At 63.6% G+C, this 19,367-nt stretch carries 21 protein-coding genes; 8 read left to right on the forward strand and 13 right to left on the reverse strand.

Annotated elements, in window-relative coordinates; translation table 11 throughout:
* Positions 1 to 7: 7 nt before the first annotated feature.
* From LHFGNBLO_RS26190 to hutI, 5 genes are read right to left on the reverse strand one after another with little or no spacing between them, the layout of a single operon-like run.
* Positions 8 to 595: a HutD family protein gene (locus LHFGNBLO_RS26190; RefSeq protein WP_258602182.1), complete on the reverse strand. Its 588-nt coding sequence runs from the start codon at positions 593 to 595 to the stop codon at positions 8 to 10.
* 8 nt (positions 596 to 603) lie between these two features.
* Entirely contained in the window at positions 604 to 2,274 is a 1,671-nt protein-coding gene (hutU, locus tag LHFGNBLO_RS26195; protein WP_258602183.1) for a urocanate hydratase, read from the reverse strand.
* Positions 2,275 to 2,302: 28 nt separating this feature from the next.
* Positions 2,303 to 3,115, reverse strand: a complete 813-nt coding sequence (hutG, locus tag LHFGNBLO_RS26200; protein ID WP_413774645.1) for an N-formylglutamate deformylase — start codon at positions 3,113 to 3,115, stop codon at positions 2,303 to 2,305.
* Complete coding sequence (gene hutH / locus LHFGNBLO_RS26205; RefSeq protein ID WP_258602184.1) at positions 3,112 to 4,656, reverse strand: histidine ammonia-lyase; 1,545 nt, start codon at positions 4,654 to 4,656, stop codon at positions 3,112 to 3,114. The genes hutG and hutH overlap by 4 nt, the downstream gene beginning before the upstream one ends.
* Complete coding sequence (gene hutI, locus LHFGNBLO_RS26210) at positions 4,653 to 5,888, reverse strand: imidazolonepropionase (RefSeq protein WP_258602185.1); 1,236 nt, start codon at positions 5,886 to 5,888, stop codon at positions 4,653 to 4,655. Before hutI ends, hutH begins: the two co-directional genes overlap by 4 nt.
* Before the next feature lie 98 nt (positions 5,889 to 5,986).
* Here hutI and LHFGNBLO_RS26215 point away from each other — a divergent pair, with 98 nt between their 5' ends.
* Together LHFGNBLO_RS26215 and hutC are read left to right on the forward strand one after the other, a co-directional pair.
* Positions 5,987 to 7,339 (forward strand): formimidoylglutamate deiminase, encoded by a 1,353-nt coding sequence (locus tag LHFGNBLO_RS26215; RefSeq protein ID WP_258602186.1) that lies wholly within the window; start codon positions 5,987 to 5,989, stop codon positions 7,337 to 7,339.
* Positions 7,336 to 8,082, forward strand: coding sequence for a histidine utilization repressor (gene hutC, locus LHFGNBLO_RS26220; protein WP_258602187.1), 747 nt, complete (start codon positions 7,336 to 7,338; stop codon positions 8,080 to 8,082). The genes LHFGNBLO_RS26215 and hutC overlap by 4 nt, the downstream gene beginning before the upstream one ends.
* 167 nt (positions 8,083 to 8,249) lie before the next feature.
* Here hutC and LHFGNBLO_RS26225 read toward each other — a convergent pair whose 3' ends face one another.
* Complete coding sequence (locus LHFGNBLO_RS26225; RefSeq protein ID WP_258602188.1) at positions 8,250 to 8,594, reverse strand: RidA family protein; 345 nt, start codon at positions 8,592 to 8,594, stop codon at positions 8,250 to 8,252.
* A 221-nt stretch (positions 8,595 to 8,815) separates the two neighbouring features.
* Here LHFGNBLO_RS26225 and aztA point away from each other — a divergent pair, with 221 nt between their 5' ends.
* The 4 genes from aztA to LHFGNBLO_RS26245 all read left to right on the forward strand — a co-directional run bounded on the left by aztA (position 8,816) and on the right by LHFGNBLO_RS26245 (position 11,958).
* Positions 8,816 to 9,655 carry a zinc ABC transporter ATP-binding protein AztA gene (gene aztA / locus LHFGNBLO_RS26230; RefSeq protein WP_258602189.1) on the forward strand — a complete coding sequence of 280 codons (840 nt, stop codon included), beginning with the start codon at positions 8,816 to 8,818 and terminating at the stop codon, positions 9,653 to 9,655.
* Positions 9,655 to 10,530 carry a zinc ABC transporter permease AztB gene (gene aztB / locus LHFGNBLO_RS26235; protein ID WP_258602190.1) on the forward strand — a complete coding sequence of 292 codons (876 nt, stop codon included), beginning with the start codon at positions 9,655 to 9,657 and terminating at the stop codon, positions 10,528 to 10,530. The genes aztA and aztB overlap by 1 nt, the downstream gene beginning before the upstream one ends.
* 30 nt (positions 10,531 to 10,560) lie before the next feature.
* Complete coding sequence (gene aztC, locus LHFGNBLO_RS26240) at positions 10,561 to 11,502, forward strand: zinc ABC transporter substrate-binding protein AztC (protein ID WP_258602191.1); 942 nt, start codon at positions 10,561 to 10,563, stop codon at positions 11,500 to 11,502.
* Between the two features lie 117 nt (positions 11,503 to 11,619).
* Positions 11,620 to 11,958 carry a TIGR01244 family sulfur transferase gene (locus tag LHFGNBLO_RS26245; RefSeq protein WP_258602192.1) on the forward strand — a complete coding sequence of 113 codons (339 nt, stop codon included), beginning with the start codon at positions 11,620 to 11,622 and terminating at the stop codon, positions 11,956 to 11,958.
* Here the strand turns inward: LHFGNBLO_RS26245 and LHFGNBLO_RS26250 are convergent.
* Positions 11,955 to 12,422: an Lrp/AsnC family transcriptional regulator gene (locus LHFGNBLO_RS26250; RefSeq protein WP_258602193.1), complete on the reverse strand. Its 468-nt coding sequence runs from the start codon at positions 12,420 to 12,422 to the stop codon at positions 11,955 to 11,957. The genes LHFGNBLO_RS26245 and LHFGNBLO_RS26250 overlap by 4 nt on opposite strands.
* 139 nt (positions 12,423 to 12,561) lie before the next feature.
* Here LHFGNBLO_RS26250 and hppD point away from each other — a divergent pair, with 139 nt between their 5' ends.
* Positions 12,562 to 13,674, forward strand: a complete 1,113-nt coding sequence (hppD, locus tag LHFGNBLO_RS26255; protein WP_258602194.1) for a 4-hydroxyphenylpyruvate dioxygenase — start codon at positions 12,562 to 12,564, stop codon at positions 13,672 to 13,674.
* A gap of 18 nt (positions 13,675 to 13,692) precedes the next feature.
* Here hppD and LHFGNBLO_RS26260 read toward each other — a convergent pair whose 3' ends face one another.
* Genes LHFGNBLO_RS26260 through hmgA form a run of 5 tightly spaced genes read right to left on the reverse strand, consistent with a single transcriptional unit; the run spans position 13,693 to position 17,739 of the window.
* Entirely contained in the window at positions 13,693 to 14,229 is a 537-nt protein-coding gene (locus LHFGNBLO_RS26260; RefSeq protein ID WP_258602195.1) for a DinB family protein, read from the reverse strand.
* A 4-nt stretch (positions 14,230 to 14,233) separates the two neighbouring features.
* Entirely contained in the window at positions 14,234 to 14,527 is a 294-nt protein-coding gene (locus LHFGNBLO_RS26265; protein WP_258602196.1) for a hypothetical protein, read from the reverse strand.
* Positions 14,528 to 14,531: 4 nt separating this feature from the next.
* Complete coding sequence (locus LHFGNBLO_RS26270) at positions 14,532 to 15,545, reverse strand: fumarylacetoacetate hydrolase family protein (protein ID WP_258602197.1); 1,014 nt, start codon at positions 15,543 to 15,545, stop codon at positions 14,532 to 14,534.
* On the reverse strand, positions 15,542 to 16,429 hold the full coding sequence (locus LHFGNBLO_RS26275; RefSeq protein WP_258602198.1) for an MBL fold metallo-hydrolase: 888 nt from the start codon (positions 16,427 to 16,429) through the stop codon (positions 15,542 to 15,544). The genes LHFGNBLO_RS26270 and LHFGNBLO_RS26275 overlap by 4 nt, the downstream gene beginning before the upstream one ends.
* Complete coding sequence (gene hmgA / locus LHFGNBLO_RS26280) at positions 16,426 to 17,739, reverse strand: homogentisate 1,2-dioxygenase (protein ID WP_258602199.1); 1,314 nt, start codon at positions 17,737 to 17,739, stop codon at positions 16,426 to 16,428. Before hmgA ends, LHFGNBLO_RS26275 begins: the two co-directional genes overlap by 4 nt.
* A gap of 92 nt (positions 17,740 to 17,831) precedes the next feature.
* Here hmgA and LHFGNBLO_RS26285 point away from each other — a divergent pair, with 92 nt between their 5' ends.
* Positions 17,832 to 18,275 carry a MarR family winged helix-turn-helix transcriptional regulator gene (locus tag LHFGNBLO_RS26285; RefSeq protein ID WP_258602200.1) on the forward strand — a complete coding sequence of 148 codons (444 nt, stop codon included), beginning with the start codon at positions 17,832 to 17,834 and terminating at the stop codon, positions 18,273 to 18,275.
* 9 nt (positions 18,276 to 18,284) lie between these two features.
* Here LHFGNBLO_RS26285 and tdh read toward each other — a convergent pair whose 3' ends face one another.
* Positions 18,285 to 19,319: an L-threonine 3-dehydrogenase gene (gene tdh, locus LHFGNBLO_RS26290; protein ID WP_192252963.1), complete on the reverse strand. Its 1,035-nt coding sequence runs from the start codon at positions 19,317 to 19,319 to the stop codon at positions 18,285 to 18,287.
* Positions 19,320 to 19,367 lie beyond the last annotated feature (48 nt).

Here is a 19,367-nt window from a genome sequence, read left to right on the forward strand (position 1 = left end):
ACAGCCGTTAATCGTCGGTGGCAACGCGATTGATGCGGATCACGAACACTGTCGTCTTGCGCGCCGGCGTGAGGCGCATTTGCCGGGCGTCCGGCTCGAGAAACAGCGTATCGAGCGGTCCAATGCGGACAGCTGCAGCGCCGGCCACCATGACATCGCCATCAAGTGGCAAAATGAGGGTCGTATCGGCCGCTGACTGGACCTCCGTCGGGGCCGAAACCAGCAGGCGCTCGACGGTGTGGGTCATTCGCCCCCGGCGGGTCATGACATTGAGATCGGTGATCGGACCGGCGATCAGTGTCGCCTGCGTCGGCACGTCGGCTGGAAAGGCTAGCGGAGCGGACGTTCTGGTCATCTCAGCCGGCGGCCGGCCGGCAATATCGAGGACAATACCCTCGCCCTGCAGCACGGCCAGGGTGCGGTCAACGCCGGCAAAGCCGGAGAATGGGCCACCGCCCTCGACGCGCGCCATCGAGACGCGCCAGTCGAAATCGTCGAGCCCAGCACCGGCGGGCGAGACGGCGACCTCGGTCGTCACCCCGCCGCCGTTCTTCCACGGCATCGACCGGTATTCGGCTGCCCGCAGGATGCGCACGATGCGGCTCAGCCGAGGATGCCGGGCAGGTTGAGCTGGTGCTCCTTGGCGCAAGCGATGGCGATGTCATAGCCGGCATCGGCATGGCGCATGACGCCGGTCGCAGGGTCGTTCCACAAGACACGCTCCAGGCGCTTGGCGGCTTCGCGCGTGCCGTCGGCGACGATGACCATGCCGGCATGCTGCGAAAAGCCCATGCCGACGCCGCCGCCATGGTGCAGCGACACCCAGGTGGCGCCGGAGGCGGTGTTGAGCAGCGCGTTGAGCAACGGCCAGTCGGACACGGCATCCGAGCCGTCCTTCATCGATTCCGTCTCGCGGTTCGGCGAGGCGACGGAGCCGGAATCGAGGTGATCGCGGCCGATGACCACCGGCGCCTTGAGTTCGCCTTTGGCCACCATCTCGTTGAAGGCAAGGCCCAGCCTATGCCGGTCGCCGAGGCCGACCCAGCAGATGCGCGCGGGCAGGCCCTGGAAGGCGATGCGCTCGCGCGCCATGTCGAGCCAGTTGTGCAGATGGGTGTTGCCGGGCGTCAGTTCGCGCACCTTGGCGTCGGTCTTGTAGATGTCTTCCGGGTCGCCGGACAGTGCTGCCCAGCGGAACGGGCCGATGCCGCGGCAAAACAGCGGACGGATATAGGCCGGCACAAAGCCGGGGAAGGCAAAGGCGTTCTCGAAGCCCTCGTCTTTCGCCACCTGGCGAATGTTGTTGCCGTAGTCGAGCGTCGGCACGCCGGCGTTCCAGAACGCCACCATGGCCTCGACATGCTCGCGCATCGACGCGCGGGCCGCTTTTTCAACCGCCTTTGGATCGGAGACGCGCTTCTCGCGCCACTCAGCCATCGTCCAGCCCTTCGGCAAATAGCCGTTGATGGGGTCATGGGCCGAAGTCTGGTCGGTGACCATATCGGGCCGGATGCCACGCCTGAACATTTCCGGCACGATCTCGGCCGTATTGCCGAGGAGGCCGACTGACTTCGCCTCACCGGCCTTGGTCCAGCGCTCGATCATCGCCATCGCCTCATCGAGCGTCTCGGCCTTCTCGTCGACATAGCGGGTGCGCAGGCGGAAATCGATCGAATCCGGGTTGCATTCGATGGCGAGGCAGCAGGCGCGGGCCATGACGGCGGCCAGCGGCTGGGCGCCGCCCATGCCGCCGAGGCCGCCGGTCAGGATCCATTTTCCCTTGAGATTGCCGCTATAGTGCTGGCGGCCGGCCTCGACGAAGGTCTCGTAGGTGCCCTGCACGATGCCTTGCGTGCCGATGTAGATCCACGAGCCGGCCGTCATCTGGCCGTACATCATCAGGCCCTTCTTATCGAGCTCGTTGAATTTTTCCCAATTTGCCCAGTGCGGCACCAGGTTGGAATTGGCGATGAGCACGCGCGGTGCGTCGGTGTGCGTGCGAAACACGCCAACCGGCTTGCCGGACTGCACCAGCAGCGTCTCGTCGTCTCCAAGCGTCTTCAGCGAAGCGACGATCTGGTCGAAATCGTTCCAGGTGCGCGCCGCCCGGCCGATGCCGCCATAGACGACCAGCTCGTTGGGGTTTTCGGCGACGTCCGGATCGAGATTGTTCATCAGCATGCGCAACGGCGCTTCGGTCTGCCATGTGCGGGCGTTGAGCTCGGTGCCGCGCGGGCTGCGAATTTCACGGATGTTGTGGCGAGGATCGTTCATGGCGTCACTCCAGTAAAAGGATCGAACTTCAGCCGCGCGCCCAGGCAGTCGCGGTTTGCAGGATTTTGTCGAGCGTCGCGCGGATCGGTGCTGCAAAATCCGCATCGTAGGGCACCGGCCAATTGCCGGGCTGGCCCTTGCCTTCCGGTTCGCGCATGTAGCCGCGGTTGGACAGTTCCATCTGCAGCGCGTGGACGCCGTTCTGCGGCTGGCCGAAATGGCGCGTGATCCAGCCGCCCTTGAAGCGGCCGTTGACAACAAAAGTCTCGCCAGTCTCGGCCAGGATCTGACCGACCATCGCCTGCAAGACAGGGTCGGCGCTCTTGCCGTCATTGGTGCCTAGATTGAAGACCGGCAGCGTGCCGTCGAACAGGCGCGGCAGCACCGAGCGGATCGAGTGGCAGTCATAGATCACGACCGTCTCGTGCAGCCCGCGCAGCCTATCGATCTCGGCCTGCAAGGCCGCATGATAGGGCACGAAATATTTCTCGCGGCGTTCGTCGATCTCCGACGGGCCCGGCTCTTCGCCCTCACCATAGAGCGGATCGCCATCGAACGTTTCCGTGGGGCAGAGACCGGTCGTCGCCTGGCCGGGATAGAGCGAGGCGCCGGATGGGTCGCGATTGACGTCGATGACGGTGCGCGAAATCGCCGTATGCACCACCGTCGCGCCGAGGCTTCCGGCAAAGTCATAAAGTTTGTCGATCCACCAGTCGCAGTCGCGGCGGCCGAGCCAGGGCGACACCAGCCTGTTTTCGAGGCCGGCGAGATCGATGCCGGTATGTGGGATCGAGACCAGCAGAGGCGCCGTGCCGCGCGTCACCGTGAGCCAGCTGGTCACAATGCAGCCCCCGAAATGGATGGAAGCGCTATCGCGTCCGCTGCCTTCACCGCCGCGCCACTGCGCACCATGGCGATGGCCTTTTCCATGTCGGGGTGGAAATGGCGGTCGTTGTCGAGATGCGGCACTTCCGCCCGGACCAGCTTGCGCACAGCCTCAAGTGCGGGGCTCGACGCCAGCGGTGCATGGAAATCGCAGCCTTGGGCGGCAGCCAGCAATTCGATGCCGATGACGGCCGTCGCATTCTCGACCATGCCGATCAGGCGGCGCGCGCCGTGCGCGGCCATCGAGACGTGGTCTTCCTGGTTGGCCGAGGTCGGGATCGAATCGACACTGGCCGGATAGGCCTTCTGCTTGTTCTCGGAGACGAGGGCCGCCGCCGTCACCTGCGGGATCATGAAGCCGGAGTTCAGGCCGGGCTTCGGCGTCAGGAAGGCCGGCATGCCCGACAGCGCCGGGTCGACCAGCATGGCGATGCGCCGCTCCGACAGCGAGCCGATCTCGCAGACGGCGAGCGCGATCATGTCGGCGGCGAAGGCCACCGGCTCGGCGTGGAAATTGCCGCCGGAAAGGGCCGTGTCGTCCTCGGCGAAGATCAGCGGATTGTCGGTGACGCCGTTGGCCTCGGTGCCCAGCGTATCGGCGGCCTGGCGCAGCACGGCGAGTGCGGCGCCCATGACCTGCGGCTGGCAGCGCAGGCAGTACGGGTCCTGCACGCGCTCGTCGCCGACCCGGTGCGATTCACGAATGGCGCTGCCGGCCATCAGATTGCGCAGCGCGTCTGCCGTCTCGATCTGGCCGCGATGTTTCCTGAGCAGATGGATGCGCGGATCGAAAGGGGCGTCCGAGCCTTTGGCGGCATCGGTCGACAGCGCGCCGGCGACCAGCGCCGACTGGTAGAGCACTTCGGCCTCGAACAAAGCGGCCAGCGCATAAGCGGTGGAGAACTGGGTGCCGTTGAGCAGCGCGAGGCCTTCCTTGGCGCCGAGCGTCACCGGCTCCAGCCCGTGCGAGACAAAGGCGACCTTGGCCGGAAAACGGCCATGCGGGGTAAAACATTCGCCGACGCCGATCATCACCGCCGTCATATGCGACAGTGGCGCGAGATCGCCGGAAGCGCCGACTGAACCTTGCGCCGGCACCACCGGGATGACGTCGTTGGCCAGCATCGCTTCCAGCAATTCGATGGTCTGTGGCCGTACGCCGGAGGCGCCCTGCGCCAAGCTGGCCAGCTTCAGCGCCATCATCAGCCGGCAGACTGCGACCGGCATCGGCTCACCGACGCCGGCGGCATGAGAAAGCACGATGTTGCGCTGAAGCGTTTCGAGGTCGGCTGCGGGGATGCGGACGCTGGCTAATTTGCCGAAGCCGGTGTTGATGCCATAGACCGGCTCACCCTTGGCGACGATCCGCGCCACTGCCTCGGCGCTGGCCCTGATCTTGGGACGGCAGGCATTGTCCAGTTTCGGCACGGCGCCACGATAGATGGCGCGCCACTCGGCCAGCGTTGCGTTGCCGGGCTTCAGCGTCAGTTCGGTCATTGTCCCCTCCAGATGCGGGCATGCAGCGGGTTGAAGCCCATGCGGTAGACGAGTTCGGCTGGGCGCTCGATGTCCCAGATCGCCAGGTCGGCGGATTTTCCGGCCTCTAGAGTGCCTGTCTTTTCCAGCAATCCGAGTGCGCGGGCGGCCTCACGGGTGATGCCGGCGAGGCATTCGTCGACGGTCAGGCCGAACAATGTCGCGGCCATGTTCATGGTCAGCAGCAGCGAGGTCAGCGGCGAGGTGCCGGGATTGTTGTCGGTGGCGACCGCCATTTTGACGCCGTGCTGACGGAACAGACCGACCGGCGGCTTCTTGGTCTCGCGGATGAAGTAGTAGGCACCGGGCAGGATCGTCGCCACGGTCCCTGCCCTGGCCATCGCCGCCGCGCCCGCCTCGTCGGTGTATTCGAGGTGGTCGGCCGACAGCGCGCCATAGCGCGCGGCGAGTTCGGCGCCGTGCAGATTGGACAACTGGTCGGCATGGAGCTTTACCGGCAGGCCCGCCGCCTGCGCCGCATCGAATACGCGCGCTATCTGGTCCGGCGAAAAGGCGATGCCCTCGCAAAAACCATCTACTGCGTCGGCCAGGCCTTCGGCGGCAATCGCGGGAAGGATCGTTTTGGCGACCAGATCAATGAAAGCGTCCTTGTCGCCTTTTGCCTCGGGCGGCAGCGCGTGGGCGGCGAGACATGTCGTGCGGACCGTCACCGGGCGCTCTTCTCCCAGCCGCCGGGCCGCGCGCAGCGACTTTGTCTCGTTGTCGAGGTCGAGCCCGTAGCCAGACTTTATCTCCACGGTGGTGACGCCTTCCGCCATCAGCGCGTCGAGACGCAGTAGCGACTGCGCGACCAGTTCGTCCTCGCTGGCGGCGCGCAGCGCCTTGACCGAGGAGACAATGCCGCCGCCGGCCTTGGCGACTTCTTCATAGGTGGCGCCGGCCAGCCGCATCTCGAATTCGTTGGCGCGGTTCCCGGCATGGACCAGATGGGTGTGGCAGTCGATGAGGCCAGGCGTGACCCAGCGGCCTTCACAATCGACGGAGTCTGCGCCCTGGCTGAGGGCCGCCGGCATCTCGGTTTCCGGGCCAGCAAAAACGATCAGGCCATCGCGCGCGGCAATCGCACCCTTTTCGACGATGCCCAGTCCGGCAGCGCTTTCGGCCATGGTCGCCAGGCGTGCATTGCGCCAGATGCGAACCGCCCCTGCCCGGCTTTTGCTTTCTGCAGCCATCATCTTTTCCGTTTGATTGGATGGCGATTATGTATATACATATTGAAACGCACTGCAAGTGCTATCATCGCATGAGACACAGAGAACCGGAGAGAAAAGTGGCGGCGATCTTTGTGGAACAGGCGCTTCTGCCCGACGGCTGGCACAACAATGTGCGGATCGTGGTCACAGACGGCCGTATCGCCACAGTCGAGCCCGACACCGCAGCCCAGCCCGGTGACGAGCGCCACGCCATCCTCTTGCCGGGCATGCCGAACCTGCACAGCCACGCCTTCCAGCGCGGCATGGCCGGCCTCGCCGAGTTGCGCGGCCCTTCGGCAGACAGTTTCTGGAGCTGGCGCGAGGTGATGTACCGTTTCGCGCTGTCGATGACGCCCGACCAAGTCGAGGCGGTTGCCGCACAGCTTTATGTCGAGATGCTGGAAGCCGGATTTTCGCGCGTCGGCGAGTTTCACTATCTCCACCACGACCGCGACGGCCAACCCTATGCCAACATCGCCGAGATGGCCGAGCGCATCGCTGCGGCAGCCGCCGAAACCGGCATCGGCCTGACGCTGCTGCCGGTGTTCTATGCGCACTCCTCCTTCGGCGGTGCTGCCCCCAATGAAGGCCAGCGGCGATTCATCAACGATGTGACTCGGTTCGCCCGGCTTGTTGAGAAATGCCAAGAGAGCGTTCACGGCTCGAGTCGAGCCGTGGTCGGCGTCGCCCCGCACAGTTTGCGCGCCACCACACCGGATGAACTTGCCACAGTTGCCGCGATGGCGCCGGACGGACCGATCCATATCCACGTCGCCGAGCAAGTGAAGGAAGTCGAGGACTGCCTGGCCTGGTCCGGCGCGCGGCCGGTCGAATGGCTGCTCGCCAACGCCAAGGTCGACAAGCGCTGGTGCCTGATCCACGCCACCCACATGACCGAGGCGGAAACGATTGGCATGGCCAAGAGCGGCGCCATCGCCGGCCTCTGCCCGATCACCGAGGCCAATCTCGGCGATGGCACGTTTGCCGCGCCCTTGTTCACGCATCATGGCGGCCGCTTCGGTGTCGGCTCCGATTCCAACGTGCTGATCGGCCTGCCCGACGAATTGCGCCAACTCGAATATTCGCAGCGGCTGGCACACCGCGCCCGCAATGTGCTGGCGGTGGCCGGCGGCTCGACCGGCCGCGCTCTGTTCGATGCCGCGCTCGAAGGCGGCAGTGCCGCCCTTGGCGCCGGCCCCTCGCAGATCGCCGTTGGCGATTCAGCCGATTTCGTGTCGCTGGATAGCAACCATCCTTCATTGGCTGGCAAGACCGGCGATGCGGTACTCGACGCCTGGATCTTCGCCAACGGTACCAGGGTCGATTGCGTCTGGGTTCATGGTCAAAAGCTGGTCAGCGGCGCTAGGCATGCAAGGCGCGACGCCATTGCAAAGCGCTTTCGCAAGGTGATGACGGCGCTCTCGGCATGAGCATGGTGGGGACACTGGATGTGGACGGTGGCGAGGCTCTGTCGCTGCACCAGCGCATCCTGTCCGATATCAGCGAAAAAATCCTGTCCGGTGTCTGGGCGCCCGGCCACCGCATCCCGTTCGAGCATGAACTGTCGGCGGAATATAATTGTTCGCGCATGACAGTGAACAAGGCGCTGTCGCAACTTGCCAAGGCCGGGCTGATCGAGCGGCGGCGCCGTTCAGGCAGCTTTGTCCGTCGGCCACAGTCGCAGGCGGCGGTGCTGGAAATCCACGACATCCGGATCGAGGTCGAGGCGCTCGGCCTGCTTTATCGCTACGAGCGCGTGGCTCGGCAGAAAAGGCGCAGCAGCGCCGAGGATCGCGCCTTGCTGGAATTGGGCTCGACCGGGCCGGTGCTGGCGCTGGAATGCCGGCATTTCGCCGGCAAGCGGCCGTTCGCCCACGAACAGCGGTTGATCAATCTTGGCGCCGTGCCTGAAGCGGCCGACGAGGAATTTCTTGGCACCGCGCCCGGCCCATGGCTGATCGGCCGCGTGCCGTGGAGTGCCGCCGAACACCGCATTCGCGCCATTGCCGCCGACAAGCACATTGCGGCGGCACTCGATATCGCCACCGGTGCGCCGTGTTTGGTGGTCGAGCGGCGGACATGGAGCGCCGAGCACCCGGTCACCCATGTTCGCTTTACCTACGCAGCCGAGAGCCACACGCTGGTGGCAAGGTTTACGCCTTCGCAGGGGTAGTTCTTACCCTCCCCCTCGAGGGGAGGGTCGCGGAGCAAATGCCGCAAGGCGGCACTTTGTGACGCGGGGTGGGGTCGGTGAGGTTGCGCCGACCCCACCCCGTCTCGCAAACTCCGCTTCGCTGCGATCACTCGCCGACCCTCCCCTCAAGGGGGAGGGTTAAGGCCTCAAACCGCCGCGGTGACGATGATCTCGACCGTGTATTCCGGGCCGGCAAGCTTGGCCTCGCCAGTGGCGCGGGCCGGCGTGTTGCCCTGCGGCACCCACTTGTCCCATTCCTTGTTCATCTCGGCGAACGTGCCCATATCGGCCAGCCATATGATCGCCTGCAGGATCTTGGTCTTGTCGGTGCCGGCCTTGGCCAGCAATTCGTCGATGGCGGCCAGGATCGACTTGGTCTGCTCGCCGACGCTTGCGCCAGGCGTTCCGACCTGACCGGCCAGATAGACGGTGTTGCCGTGGATGACGATCTGGCTCATGCGCGGGCCCACATCGATGCGACGAATGCTCATTGGATGTTTCCTTCTCTTGTCGGTTGCGCCTCTTTAGAGTCGCGGGTCGCCAGGGGCAAGGCCGCCTGGACAAAACCACTTGAGCCAACGAGGCAGGAGCACACGGCAAATTGACCACGGCGCCGCAATTCCGCCGGATTGGCTTGTTGACTAATGTAATAACATCACATATCCAATCGGCCGCTGCCCGCAGCCACGACTGCAGCCCCACGGATCGCCGAATGACAACAAACTGCCTGACCTTCCGCGACCTGACGCTCGGCTATGGCAGCCACCCGGCCATTCATCACCTCGATGGCACCATCCGCAAGGGCTCGTTGACCGCCGTGGTAGGAGCCAATGGCTCGGGAAAGTCGACCCTGATGAAGGGTATCGTCGGGGTGTTGAAGCCGATGGCCGGCAGCGTGATCCGCGCGCCTGGCGTGCGCGCCGCGTATCTGCCGCAACAGTCGGAGCTCGATCGCTCCTTTCCCGCCCGGGTCGTCGATCTGGTTTCGCTTGGCCTGTGGCCCCGGCGCGGACTGCTCGGCCGCTACACCAGGGAAGACCGCGATTCCGTCAGCCAGGCGCTGATGGCCGTCGGTCTCGGCGGCTTCGAGAAGCGGCCGATCGATACGCTGTCGGGCGGCCAGCTGCAGCGCACGCTGTTTGCCCGCGTGCTGTTGCAGGATGCCGACCTCATCCTGCTCGATGAACCGTTCAATGCCGTCGACAGCAAAACGGTCGGCGACCTGATCACGCTGATCAAGCGCTGGCATGGCGAGGAACGCACCATCATGGTCGTGGTCCACGATCTGGAGCTGGTGCGGCAGAATTTCCCCGAGACGCTGCTTTTGGCGCGCCAGCCAATCGCCTGGGGCGAAACCAAGGAAACGCTGCGGCCGGAAAACCTGTTGCGCGCCCGCCGCTTCCACGAAGCCTGGGAAGAGAATGCGCCCTGGTGCGAGCCCGAGGGTCATCAGCACGGGCACGATCATTCTCACGGGCACGATCATGCTCACGGGCACGATCACGCCCATGACCATGGGTCCCATCACGGCGCCGGTCCGAGGGCTGCCTGATGGACATGCTGTACGGTCTTTTCATCGCCCCCTTTGCCGATTTCGGTTTCATGCAGCGGGCGCTTTTCGGTTCACTGATGCTGTCGCTCGGCGCCTGCCCGGTCGGTGTGTTCCTGATGCTGCGGCGCATGAGCCTGTCCGGCGATGCCATGGCCCACGCCATCCTGCCAGGTGCCGCCGCCGGCTTCCTGTTCTATGGGCTGGAAATCCTGCCGATGACCATTGGCGGCCTGATCGCCGGCATCATCGTGGCGCTCGGCGCCGGCGCCGTCTCGCGCTTCACCATCCAGCGCGAGGACGCGTCGATGGCGGCCTTCTACCTGATTTCATTGGCCATCGGCGTGCTGATGGTGTCGATCCGCGGCTCCAGCGTCGATCTGATGCATGTGCTGTTCGGCACCGTGCTGGCGCTCAACAATGAAGCGCTGACGCTGATCGGCGGAATCGTCACGGTCACGCTGGTCAGTCTTGCCATCTTCTGGCGAGCGCTGGTTGCCGAATGCCTCGATCCGCTGTTCCTGCGCTCGGTCAGCCGGCTGGGCAGCCCGGTGCATTTCATCTTCCTCGGCCTCGTCGTGCTCAACCTCGTCGGCGGTTTCCAGGCGCTCGGCACCTTGCTGTCGGTCGGCCTGATGATGCTGCCCGCCGCCGCCGCCCGCTTCTGGACCACCCGCGTCGAGCCGATGTGCGTGCTGGCGGTGCTGATCGGCTTTGCCTCCTGCATTGCCGGGCTGCTCCTGTCCTATCACGCGTCGCTGCCATCCGGCCCGGCCATCATCCTGTCCGCGGGCGTCGTCTACTTCGCCTCGATCCTGTTCGGCACGCGCGGCATCCTGCGCGCCCGCATCGTCCATCACCGTCACAGAACGGCCTGATCCCACGCCCCTGACAAGGAGACCCCGTCCATGCTGAAATCGATCCGCGCCGCTTTGGCAATGAGCGTTATAACATTAACAGCCTTCGGCGCCTCATCGGCCTTCGCAGCACCCTTGAAAGTGGTGGCCAGCTTCACCGTCATCGCCGATTTCGCGAGGAACGTCGGCGGCGACCGCATCGATGTGACCACGATCGTCGGGCCGGATGGCGATGCCCATGTCTATGAGCCGAGCCCGGCCGATGCGGTGGCGATGGCCAAGGCCGATATCGTGCTGGTCAACGGCCTGCATTTCGAAGGTTTTCTGCAGCGCCTGGTCGATGCCAGCGCCACCAAGGCCTCGATCATCACCTTGACCAAGGGCGTGACGGCGATCGACTTCAAGCCCGAATTCGCCGACGCCGACGCGGCCGGGGGTGCCGGCACCGGCGGCGGCAAGACTGTCACCGATCCGCATGCCTTCCAGTCGATCGCCAACGCCAGAATATATGTGAAGAACATCGCCGACGCTTTCTGCGCCGCCGATTCGGCGGGCTGCGTCAGCTACCAGACCAATGCCGCCGCCTACACCAAGAAGCTCGATGCGGTCGAAGGCGAAGTAAAAGCGGCGATCCAGTCGATCCCCGAGGAGAAACGCGTCGTCATCACCTCGCATGACGCCTTCGGCTATTTCGAGCACGCATACGGCCTCACCTTCCTTGCCCCGCAAGGCATTTCGACCGATTCCGAGCCTTCGGCCGCCGACGTCGCCAAGCTGGTCAATCAGGTCAAGCAGGACAAGGCTGCGGCGATCTTCGTCGAGAACATCACCAACCCGCGGCTGATCGAGCAGATCGCCAGCGAAACCGGCATCAAGGTGGGCGGCACACTGTACTCGGATGCGCTGTCGCAGCCCGATGGCCCCGCCGCGACCTATATCGACATGATGCGCAACAACATCGCCCAGATCAAAGGCGCGATCCTCGGCAGTTGATCGATACCCTCGATCCGACCGGGCTGAGATAGCCCGGTCAGATTCTACCTGGCAGCAGTTGCCGGCTGCGTCCGGGAGTGGCAAAACTCCCGCCAACCAGATCGCGAGGACACTGCCATGGAATATCGAGAGATCACCGAGGACTATTCAGTCTCTGGCCAGATCCAGCCCGAAGATGTCGCCGCCATCAAGGCCGCCGGCTTCAAGAGCGTCATCTGCAACCGGCCGGATAACGAGCAGCCCGGCCAGCCCTCGGCCGACACGCTCAAGGCCGCGGTCGAAGCCGCCGGCCTCGCCTTCCGCTTCATCCCCGTCATCAGCGGCCAGATCACCGCCGAGAATGTCGAAGACCAGGCCGAGGCGCTCGACGAACTCGACGGCCCGGTCTTCGCCTATTGCCGCTCCGGCGCGCGCTGCACGAATTTGTACGGGCTGATCCAGCAGTCGAAAAACTAGATCGGCAGCGCGCCGGTCTCTTTCAGCGTTTCCAGCACGATCGCCGTCTTCACGTGCTGCACGGATTCGTGCGGCAGAAGCACGCCGTTGACGAATTCCGACAGCGATTTCAGGTCGGGCGTCACCACCTTCAATATGTAGTCCATCTCGCCGGTCAGCGCGTGCGCCTCCTGCACTTCCGGCAGTCGCGCCAACAGCTCGCCGAAGCGCCTGGCATTGTCGCGGTTGTGGGTGGCCAATGTCACCGAGATGACGTTGACCAGCGAAAAGCCAAGCTTGTCGCGGTCGAGCACCGCCCGATAGCCTTTGATATAGCCGTCCTCCTCCAGCCGCTGGCGGCGGCGCGAGCATTGCGACGCCGACAGGTTCACCCGCTCCGAGAGATCGTTGTTGGTCAGCCGCGCATCCCCCTGCAAGAGCGCCATTATCTTGCGGTCGAACTGATCGATGCGCGTATCATTCATTGCTTTTTGTCCATTCATGCACGCTTCACGCATGATCTGATCATTTCAAGCGTTTGAATGCAAGCACCGTGCAACCCGTCCGCGCTATTATGCACCCATGAATGGTCCGATGCGGCCACCGCCAGTTTGGAGCAATGCCATGGGTCCCTTCCCGCACGACGCACCGCCCGCCAAAATCAGCGCAGCCAACCCTGCCGGTACCGACGGTTTCGAATTCGTCGAGTTCGCGCATCCCGAGCCGGAAAAGCTGGCCGAGCTTTTCACGCGCATGGGCTATTTGCCGGTGGCCAGGCACCGCAGCAAGAACATCACCGTCTGGCGGCAGGGCGACATCAACTATGTCGTCAATGCCGAGCCCGGTTCGCATGCGATTAAATTCGTCGACAAACACGGCCCCTGTGCTGCCTCGATGGCTTGGCGGGTTGTCGACGCCAAGCATGCCTTCGACCATGCCGTCGCCAAGGGCGCCACACCCTATGAAGGCGCCGACAAGGCGTTTGATGTACCGGCAATCGTCGGCATCGGCGGCTCGCTGCTTTATTTCGTCGAGAGCTACGGCAAGAAGGGCTCGGCTTATGATGCGGAGTTCGAATGGCTGGGTGCGCGCGATCCGCGGCCGGAAGGCGTCGGCTTCTACTATCTCGACCACCTCACCCACAATGTCTATCGCGGCCAGATGGACAAATGGTGGGCGTTCTACCGCGAGTTGTTCGGCTTCAAGCAGATCCATTTCTTCGACATTGACGGCAAGATCACCGGGCTGGTCAGCCGCGCCATCACCTCGCCCTGCGGCAAGATCCGCATCCCACTCAACGAGTCCAAGGACGAGACCAGCCAGATCGCCGAGTATCTGAAGAAGTACAATGGCGAAGGCATCCAGCACATCGCCGTCGGCACCGACGAGATCTACGCCGCCACCGACCGGCTGGCCGACAATGGGCTGAAATTCATGCCGGGACCGCCGGAGACCTACTATGACATGTCCTTTGCCCGGGTGAACGGCCATGACGAGCCGATCGAGCGAATGAAGAAACATGGCATCCTCATCGACGGCGAAGGCGTCATCGACGGCGGCATGACCAAGATCCTGCTGCAGATCTTTTCGAAAACCGTGATCGGCCCGATCTTCTTCGAGTTCATCCAGAGGAAGGGCGACGAAGGCTTTGGCGAAGGCAATTTCCGCGCTCTGTTCGAATCGATCGAGCAGGACCAAATCAAGCGCGGCGTGATCAAGGTGCAAGCGGCGGAATAGGCTGCCGCTCCGGGCGGCCTACATCCCCAACCTCTCGACCTCGGCTTGCCTCAGCTTCAGATCGTAATCGAGCAGGAACTCGTCGAGTTGCGGCGGCTTTACCGAGGTGCCGGACAGCATCGCGTGCACCTGGCCGCGATGATGGATGTCGTGCAGGAAGACGTGGGCGAGGATGTCGCCGATACGCTCGGGGATCATGCCGTCCTCTCGCCGGTCAGTGACGACGCGACGATCGAGATCGTCCGCTGAGAGCCCATCGCAAAAGGCGATCAGTCGGCGGTCGGCGGCGATCTGGGCGGCAAACAGCGCCTGCGGCGCATCGAACGCCAAGAAATCGTCATGGGCGGCAGCACCGACGCCGCCCTCTTCGAGAAAATCGAGATAGAGGTGATCGACCGCCAATATGTGGTTGAGCGTCGCCTTGATCGATGGAAAGAAGCTGGTGCGTTCGGCCTCGAATTCACCGGGTTCAAGCTTAAGCACGGCGCGATAGAGCCGGTCATTCGACCAGAGATTGTTGCCGGCCATGCGGGCCAGATGATCGAGCAGGTTCATGACGTCACCCGGCTGACCGGACCCAATACAAGCCTGCCCACATAAGCACAAACCCAGCGAGAACGATCAACAGCAGCCGATTCATGCGCCGCCGCATGGCTTGCGTTTCCGGGTCCCGCGCGACGTTCATGTTGGTAACGGTGTGAAACATCATCGCGTTGCGCGGAAAGCCGCTGCGGTTGGTCAGACCAGGCGAACGCGCCTCGATGCGATAGCTCAGCCGGATGGCCAGGATGAAGACTGCCAGCATGGCCAATGCCCAGACACCGCACAAAAGATAGAACGTCTCGCCTGTCATTCGCTTACCCCTCGTATTTCTCGACCTTCTGCTCGATGGCGCCGAAGATTGAATTTCCGCTTCTGTTCTTCATCTCGATGCGCACCGTGTCGCCAAAGTGCAGGAACGGCGTTTTTGGTTCGCCAGATTCGATGGTCTCGATCATGCGCAATTCGGCGATGCAGGAATAGCCGGCGCCGCCCGCCGAGACCGGTCTGCCCGGCCCGCCATCGAGCTTGTTGGAGACGGTGCCAGAACCGATGATGGTGCCGGCTGCCAACGACCGTGTTTTCGCCGCGTGAGCGATCAGCGCCGAAAAATCGAAGGTCATGTCGACGCCGGCATTGGCCCGGCCGAACGGCTTGCCGTTGAGGTCGGCGAGTAGTGGTAGGCTGAGCTTGCCGCCATCCCAGGCGTCGCCCAATTCGTCCGGCGTCACCGCGACCGGCGAAAAGGCCGAGGACGGCTTTGACTGGAAGAAACCGAACCCCTTGGCCAGTTCAGGCGCGGTGAGCGCGCGCAGCGTCACGTCATTGACCAGCATGACCAACCGGATCGCATCCCTTGCCTCATCGAGGCTTGCGCCCATCGGTACGTCGTCGACAATGACGGCGACTTCGCCCTCCATATCGATGCCGAAGGCTTCGTCGGCCATGCGGATCGGGTCGCGCGGCGGAATGAAGCTGTCAGAACCACCCTGATAGATCAGCGGGTCGGTCCAGAAGCTTGTCGGCATCTCGGCGCCGCGCGCCTTCCGCACCAACTCGACATGGTTCACATAGGCCGAACCATCGGCCCACTGGTAGGCGCGCGGTAGCGGCGAATGGGCATCATGCTCATGAAAGCGTGCCGACGGCACCGCATTGTTCTCCAGCGATTCCGCCATAGCCGCGAGATGCGGCGCGATCCGGCGCCAGTCGTCGAGTGCAGCCTGCAGCGTGCGCACCAGGAACGAGGCATCGGTGAAGCGCGTCAGGTCGCGCGAAACGACGACGAGTTTTCCATCGCGCGTCCCGTCCTTCAATGTGGCAAGCTTCATGCGGTTTCCTCTCCTGCTGCGGCCTTGTCGCCGCTTAACTCCACAACAAGGCCGTCGCGAGCGATCGTCAAGTCGCCGGCCCATGTTTTCCTCACAGCGGTGATCCAGTCGGCCTCGCCGATCTCGGCATCGTCGGCTGGAATGAGGTGGTTGAGCACCAGCCTCTTCACCCCGGCATCGGTGGCAATGCGCCCGGCCTCCGCGGCAAAGCTGTGGCTGGCGAGCAGATGTTCTCTCAGCCGCGCGCCATTGCCGGTCTTGGCGACCAGCCGCTCGATGCCTTGTTCCAGCATGGCTTCGTGGACGAGGATGTCGGCACCGCCGGCGAATTCGGCCAAAGGCGGAAAGAACGCGGTATCGGCGGAGAAGACGACGCTTTTGCCGTCATGGTCGAAGCGCAGGGCAAAGCAGTCGGTGATCGGCGGATGGTCGACGCGCAGCGCCGAAACCTTGAGGCCGCGTTCCTCGATCACCCAGCCTTCACCAAACTCAACGACCGAGACCATGTCCCTGATATCGGGCCGGCCTTCGTCAACGATGCGGATGTCGATGTCGAATTCCATCGCCTGACAGAAATGCCGCCAGTATTGCCCGGTGCCGGACGGGCCAAACACGGTCACCGAGTTTGACAGCCCCGCTGTCCAGGCGGTGTGAATGAGTGGCCCGAGTTCCAGCACATGGTCGGAGTGCAAATGGGTGATGAAGATGAGGTCGAGCGCCTTCAGGCTGATGCCGGCATCGGCCAGTCCCCGCGTCACGCCAAGCCCGCAATCGACAACGATGGTGCGGTCGCCGATCTGCAGCAGCGACGAGCTCGGCCACGGCCCGCCCGGCCGGATCGCCGGGCCGCCCTTCGAGCCGAGAAGCACGAGCCGGCAGCTCAAGACCAGTCGCCCTCGGGCGTGCCGTTGAAGCGCTTCTTCAGATCAGCCCAGCAATCGATGTAATTGTCCTGCCGGGTTTCAAGCTCGGCGCCGTAGCGGGTCAGCATCTGCGGGTATCGGGTCTCGAACATGAAGGCCATTGTGTTGTCGAGCTTGACCGGTTTCAGCTCGACTTTCGAGGCCTTTTCGAAGCCAGATGCGTCCGGTCCATGCGCCAGCATCAGATTGTGCAGGCTGATGCCGCCGGGAACGAAGCCTTCCTCCTTGGCGTCGTACTGGCCGTGGATCAGGCCCATGAATTCGCTCATGATGTTGCGATGGTACCAGGGTGGACGGAACGTATCTTCAGCTACCAGCCAGCGTGGCGGGAAGATGACGAAGTCGATGTTGGCGGTGCCTTCCTCGCCGCTCGGCGCCGTCAGCACCGTGAAGATCGACGGGTCCGGGTGGTCGAACAGCAGCGCGCCAACCGGCGAAAAGGTCGCAAGATCATATTTGTAAGGCGCGTAGTTGCCGTGCCAGGCCACGACATCCAGCGGCGAATGACCGATCTCGGTGACATGGAAATTGCCGCACCATTTCACCGTCAGCCGGCAAGGCGTCTCCTTTTCCTCGAACCAGGCGCACGGCGTCTTGAAGTCGCGCGGATTGGCCAGGCAATTGGCGCCGATCGGGCCGCGATCGGGCATGGTGAGCTTGGCGCCATAGTTCTCGCAGACATAGCCGCGCACTTCCGCATCGACCAGTTCGACCTTGAAGACGAGGCCGCGCGGCAGCACGGCGATCTCGCCCGGCCGCAATTCGATGACGCCCATCTCGGTGACGAAACGCAAGGCACCGACCTGCGGCACGACCAGCAACTCGCCATCGGCGTTGAAGAAATGGTCGTCGACCATCGACCGGTTGGCGACATAGACATGGGCGGCCATGCCAGTTTGCCCGAGCACGTCGCCGGCAGTGGTGATCGAGCGCATGCCGGCGATGAAATCGGTCGGCTCCTTCGGCATCGGCATCGGGTTCCAGCGATACTGGCCGAGCGCCAGTTCGTGGTCGCCGACATTCGGCGCGGTCTTCCACAGCGGATAGTTCGCCGGTTTGAAGCGGCCGGTGTGCTTGACGCTGGGCCTTATCCGGTAAAGCCAGGAGCGTTCATTGGTGCCGCGCGGGGCGGTAAAGGGCGAGCCGGAAAGCTGCTCCGCATATAGGCCGTAGGCCGGGCGCTGCGGCGAATTGCGGCCCTGCGGCAGGGAGCCTGGCAGCGTTTCGGTTTCGAAGTCGTTGCCGAACCCCGGCATGTAGGAAAAGGCCATCGCTTCCTCCCAGATTGACCAAACTGGTTTCATTTGTAACCATTGAAAATGTAACTATCAACCTATGATGCCTGCTGCCAGGACGCGGAAACATGCAACCGGAAATCCTCGAACTCGAAAGCTTCTTGCCCTACCGGCTCTATCGGCTAGCCGACGCCGTCAGCCGTGAATTCGCGGGGATATACAAGGATAGTCATGGCCTGACCCGGCCTGAATGGCGCACCCTTTCCGGGTTGGGACAGCATGGCACCATGACGGCATCGGCGATCGGCGAGCAATCGGCCATGCACAAGACCAAGGTCTCGCGCGCCGTCGCGGAACTCGAACGGCGCCGCTGGCTGACGCGCACGCCGGACGAGAACGATCGCCGCGTCGAGCACCTGACACTCACCAAGGCCGGGCTTGCCGCCTATCGCGAGATGGTGCCGCTGGCCAAAGCCTTCGAGCGGGAATTGCTGGCGAAGCTGAGCGACGGCGAGCGCGCCGCGATCACCAACGGGCTGGCTGGCCTCGAGAAAAACCTGGCTGCCGAATAGGGCTGGCGATCACCAGTCCATTACCACTTTCCCCGAACTGCCGCTCCGCATCGCGTCGAAGCCCGTCTGGAAATCATCGATGCCGATGCGGTGGGTGATCAGGCCGCTGACGTCGAGCGGGCCCTGCACAAGCGCGATCATCTTGTACCAGGTCTCGAACATCTCGCGGCCGTAGATGCCCTTGAGATGCAGCATCTTGAAGATGACCTTGTTCCAGTCGATCTCGAAGCCGGTCGACGCGATGCCGAGAATGGCGATCTTGCCGCCATTGTTCATGGTGTCGATCATGTCGCGAAAGGCGGGTGCGGCGCCCGACATTTCGAGGCCGACATCAAAACCCTCGGTCATGCCGAGCGCTGGCATGACATCGCGCAGCTTCTCCTTCGACGCATCGACGACATGCTGGACGCCGAGCTTTTTCGCCAGCGCCAGCCGCACCGGATTGATGTCGGTGATGACGACTTTTCGCGCGCCGACGCACTGCGCCACCAGTGCGCCCATGATGCCGATCGGCCCGGCGCCGGTGACCAGCACGTCCTCGCCGACGAGGTCGAAGGACAATGCGGTGTGAACCGCATTGCCCAGGGGATCGAAGATCGCCGCAATCTCGTCCGGCACATCGTCGGGGATCGGCACGACATTGTGTTGCGGGATCGCCAGATACTCGCCGAAGGCGCCGGGACGGTTGACGCCGACGCCGAGCGTGTTGCGGCACAGATGCCCCCTGCCCGCGCGACAGTTGCGGCAATGACCGCAAACGATGTGGCCCTCGCCCGAAACGCGCTGACCAACCTTGTACTCTGTCACCGCCGCGCCGAAATCGGCGACCGTGCCGACGAATTCATGGCCAGTCACCATCGGCACCGGCACCGTCTTTTGCGCCCACTGGTCCCAATTGTAGATGTGGACGTCGGTACCGCAGATCGCCGTTTTCTTGACCTTGATCAGCACGTCGTTGGGGCCGATCTCCGGCACCGGCACCTCTTCCATCCAGATGCCCGGTTCGGCCTTGGCCTTGACCAGCGCCTTCATCATGTTCGACATGCTTTTGTCCCTTGAATCTCTTGATCCGGAATCGCTTTTCGCTACCGG

It is taken from the genome of Mesorhizobium sp. AR10 (assembly GCF_024746795.1).
GTDB lineage: Bacteria > Pseudomonadota > Alphaproteobacteria > Rhizobiales > Rhizobiaceae > Mesorhizobium.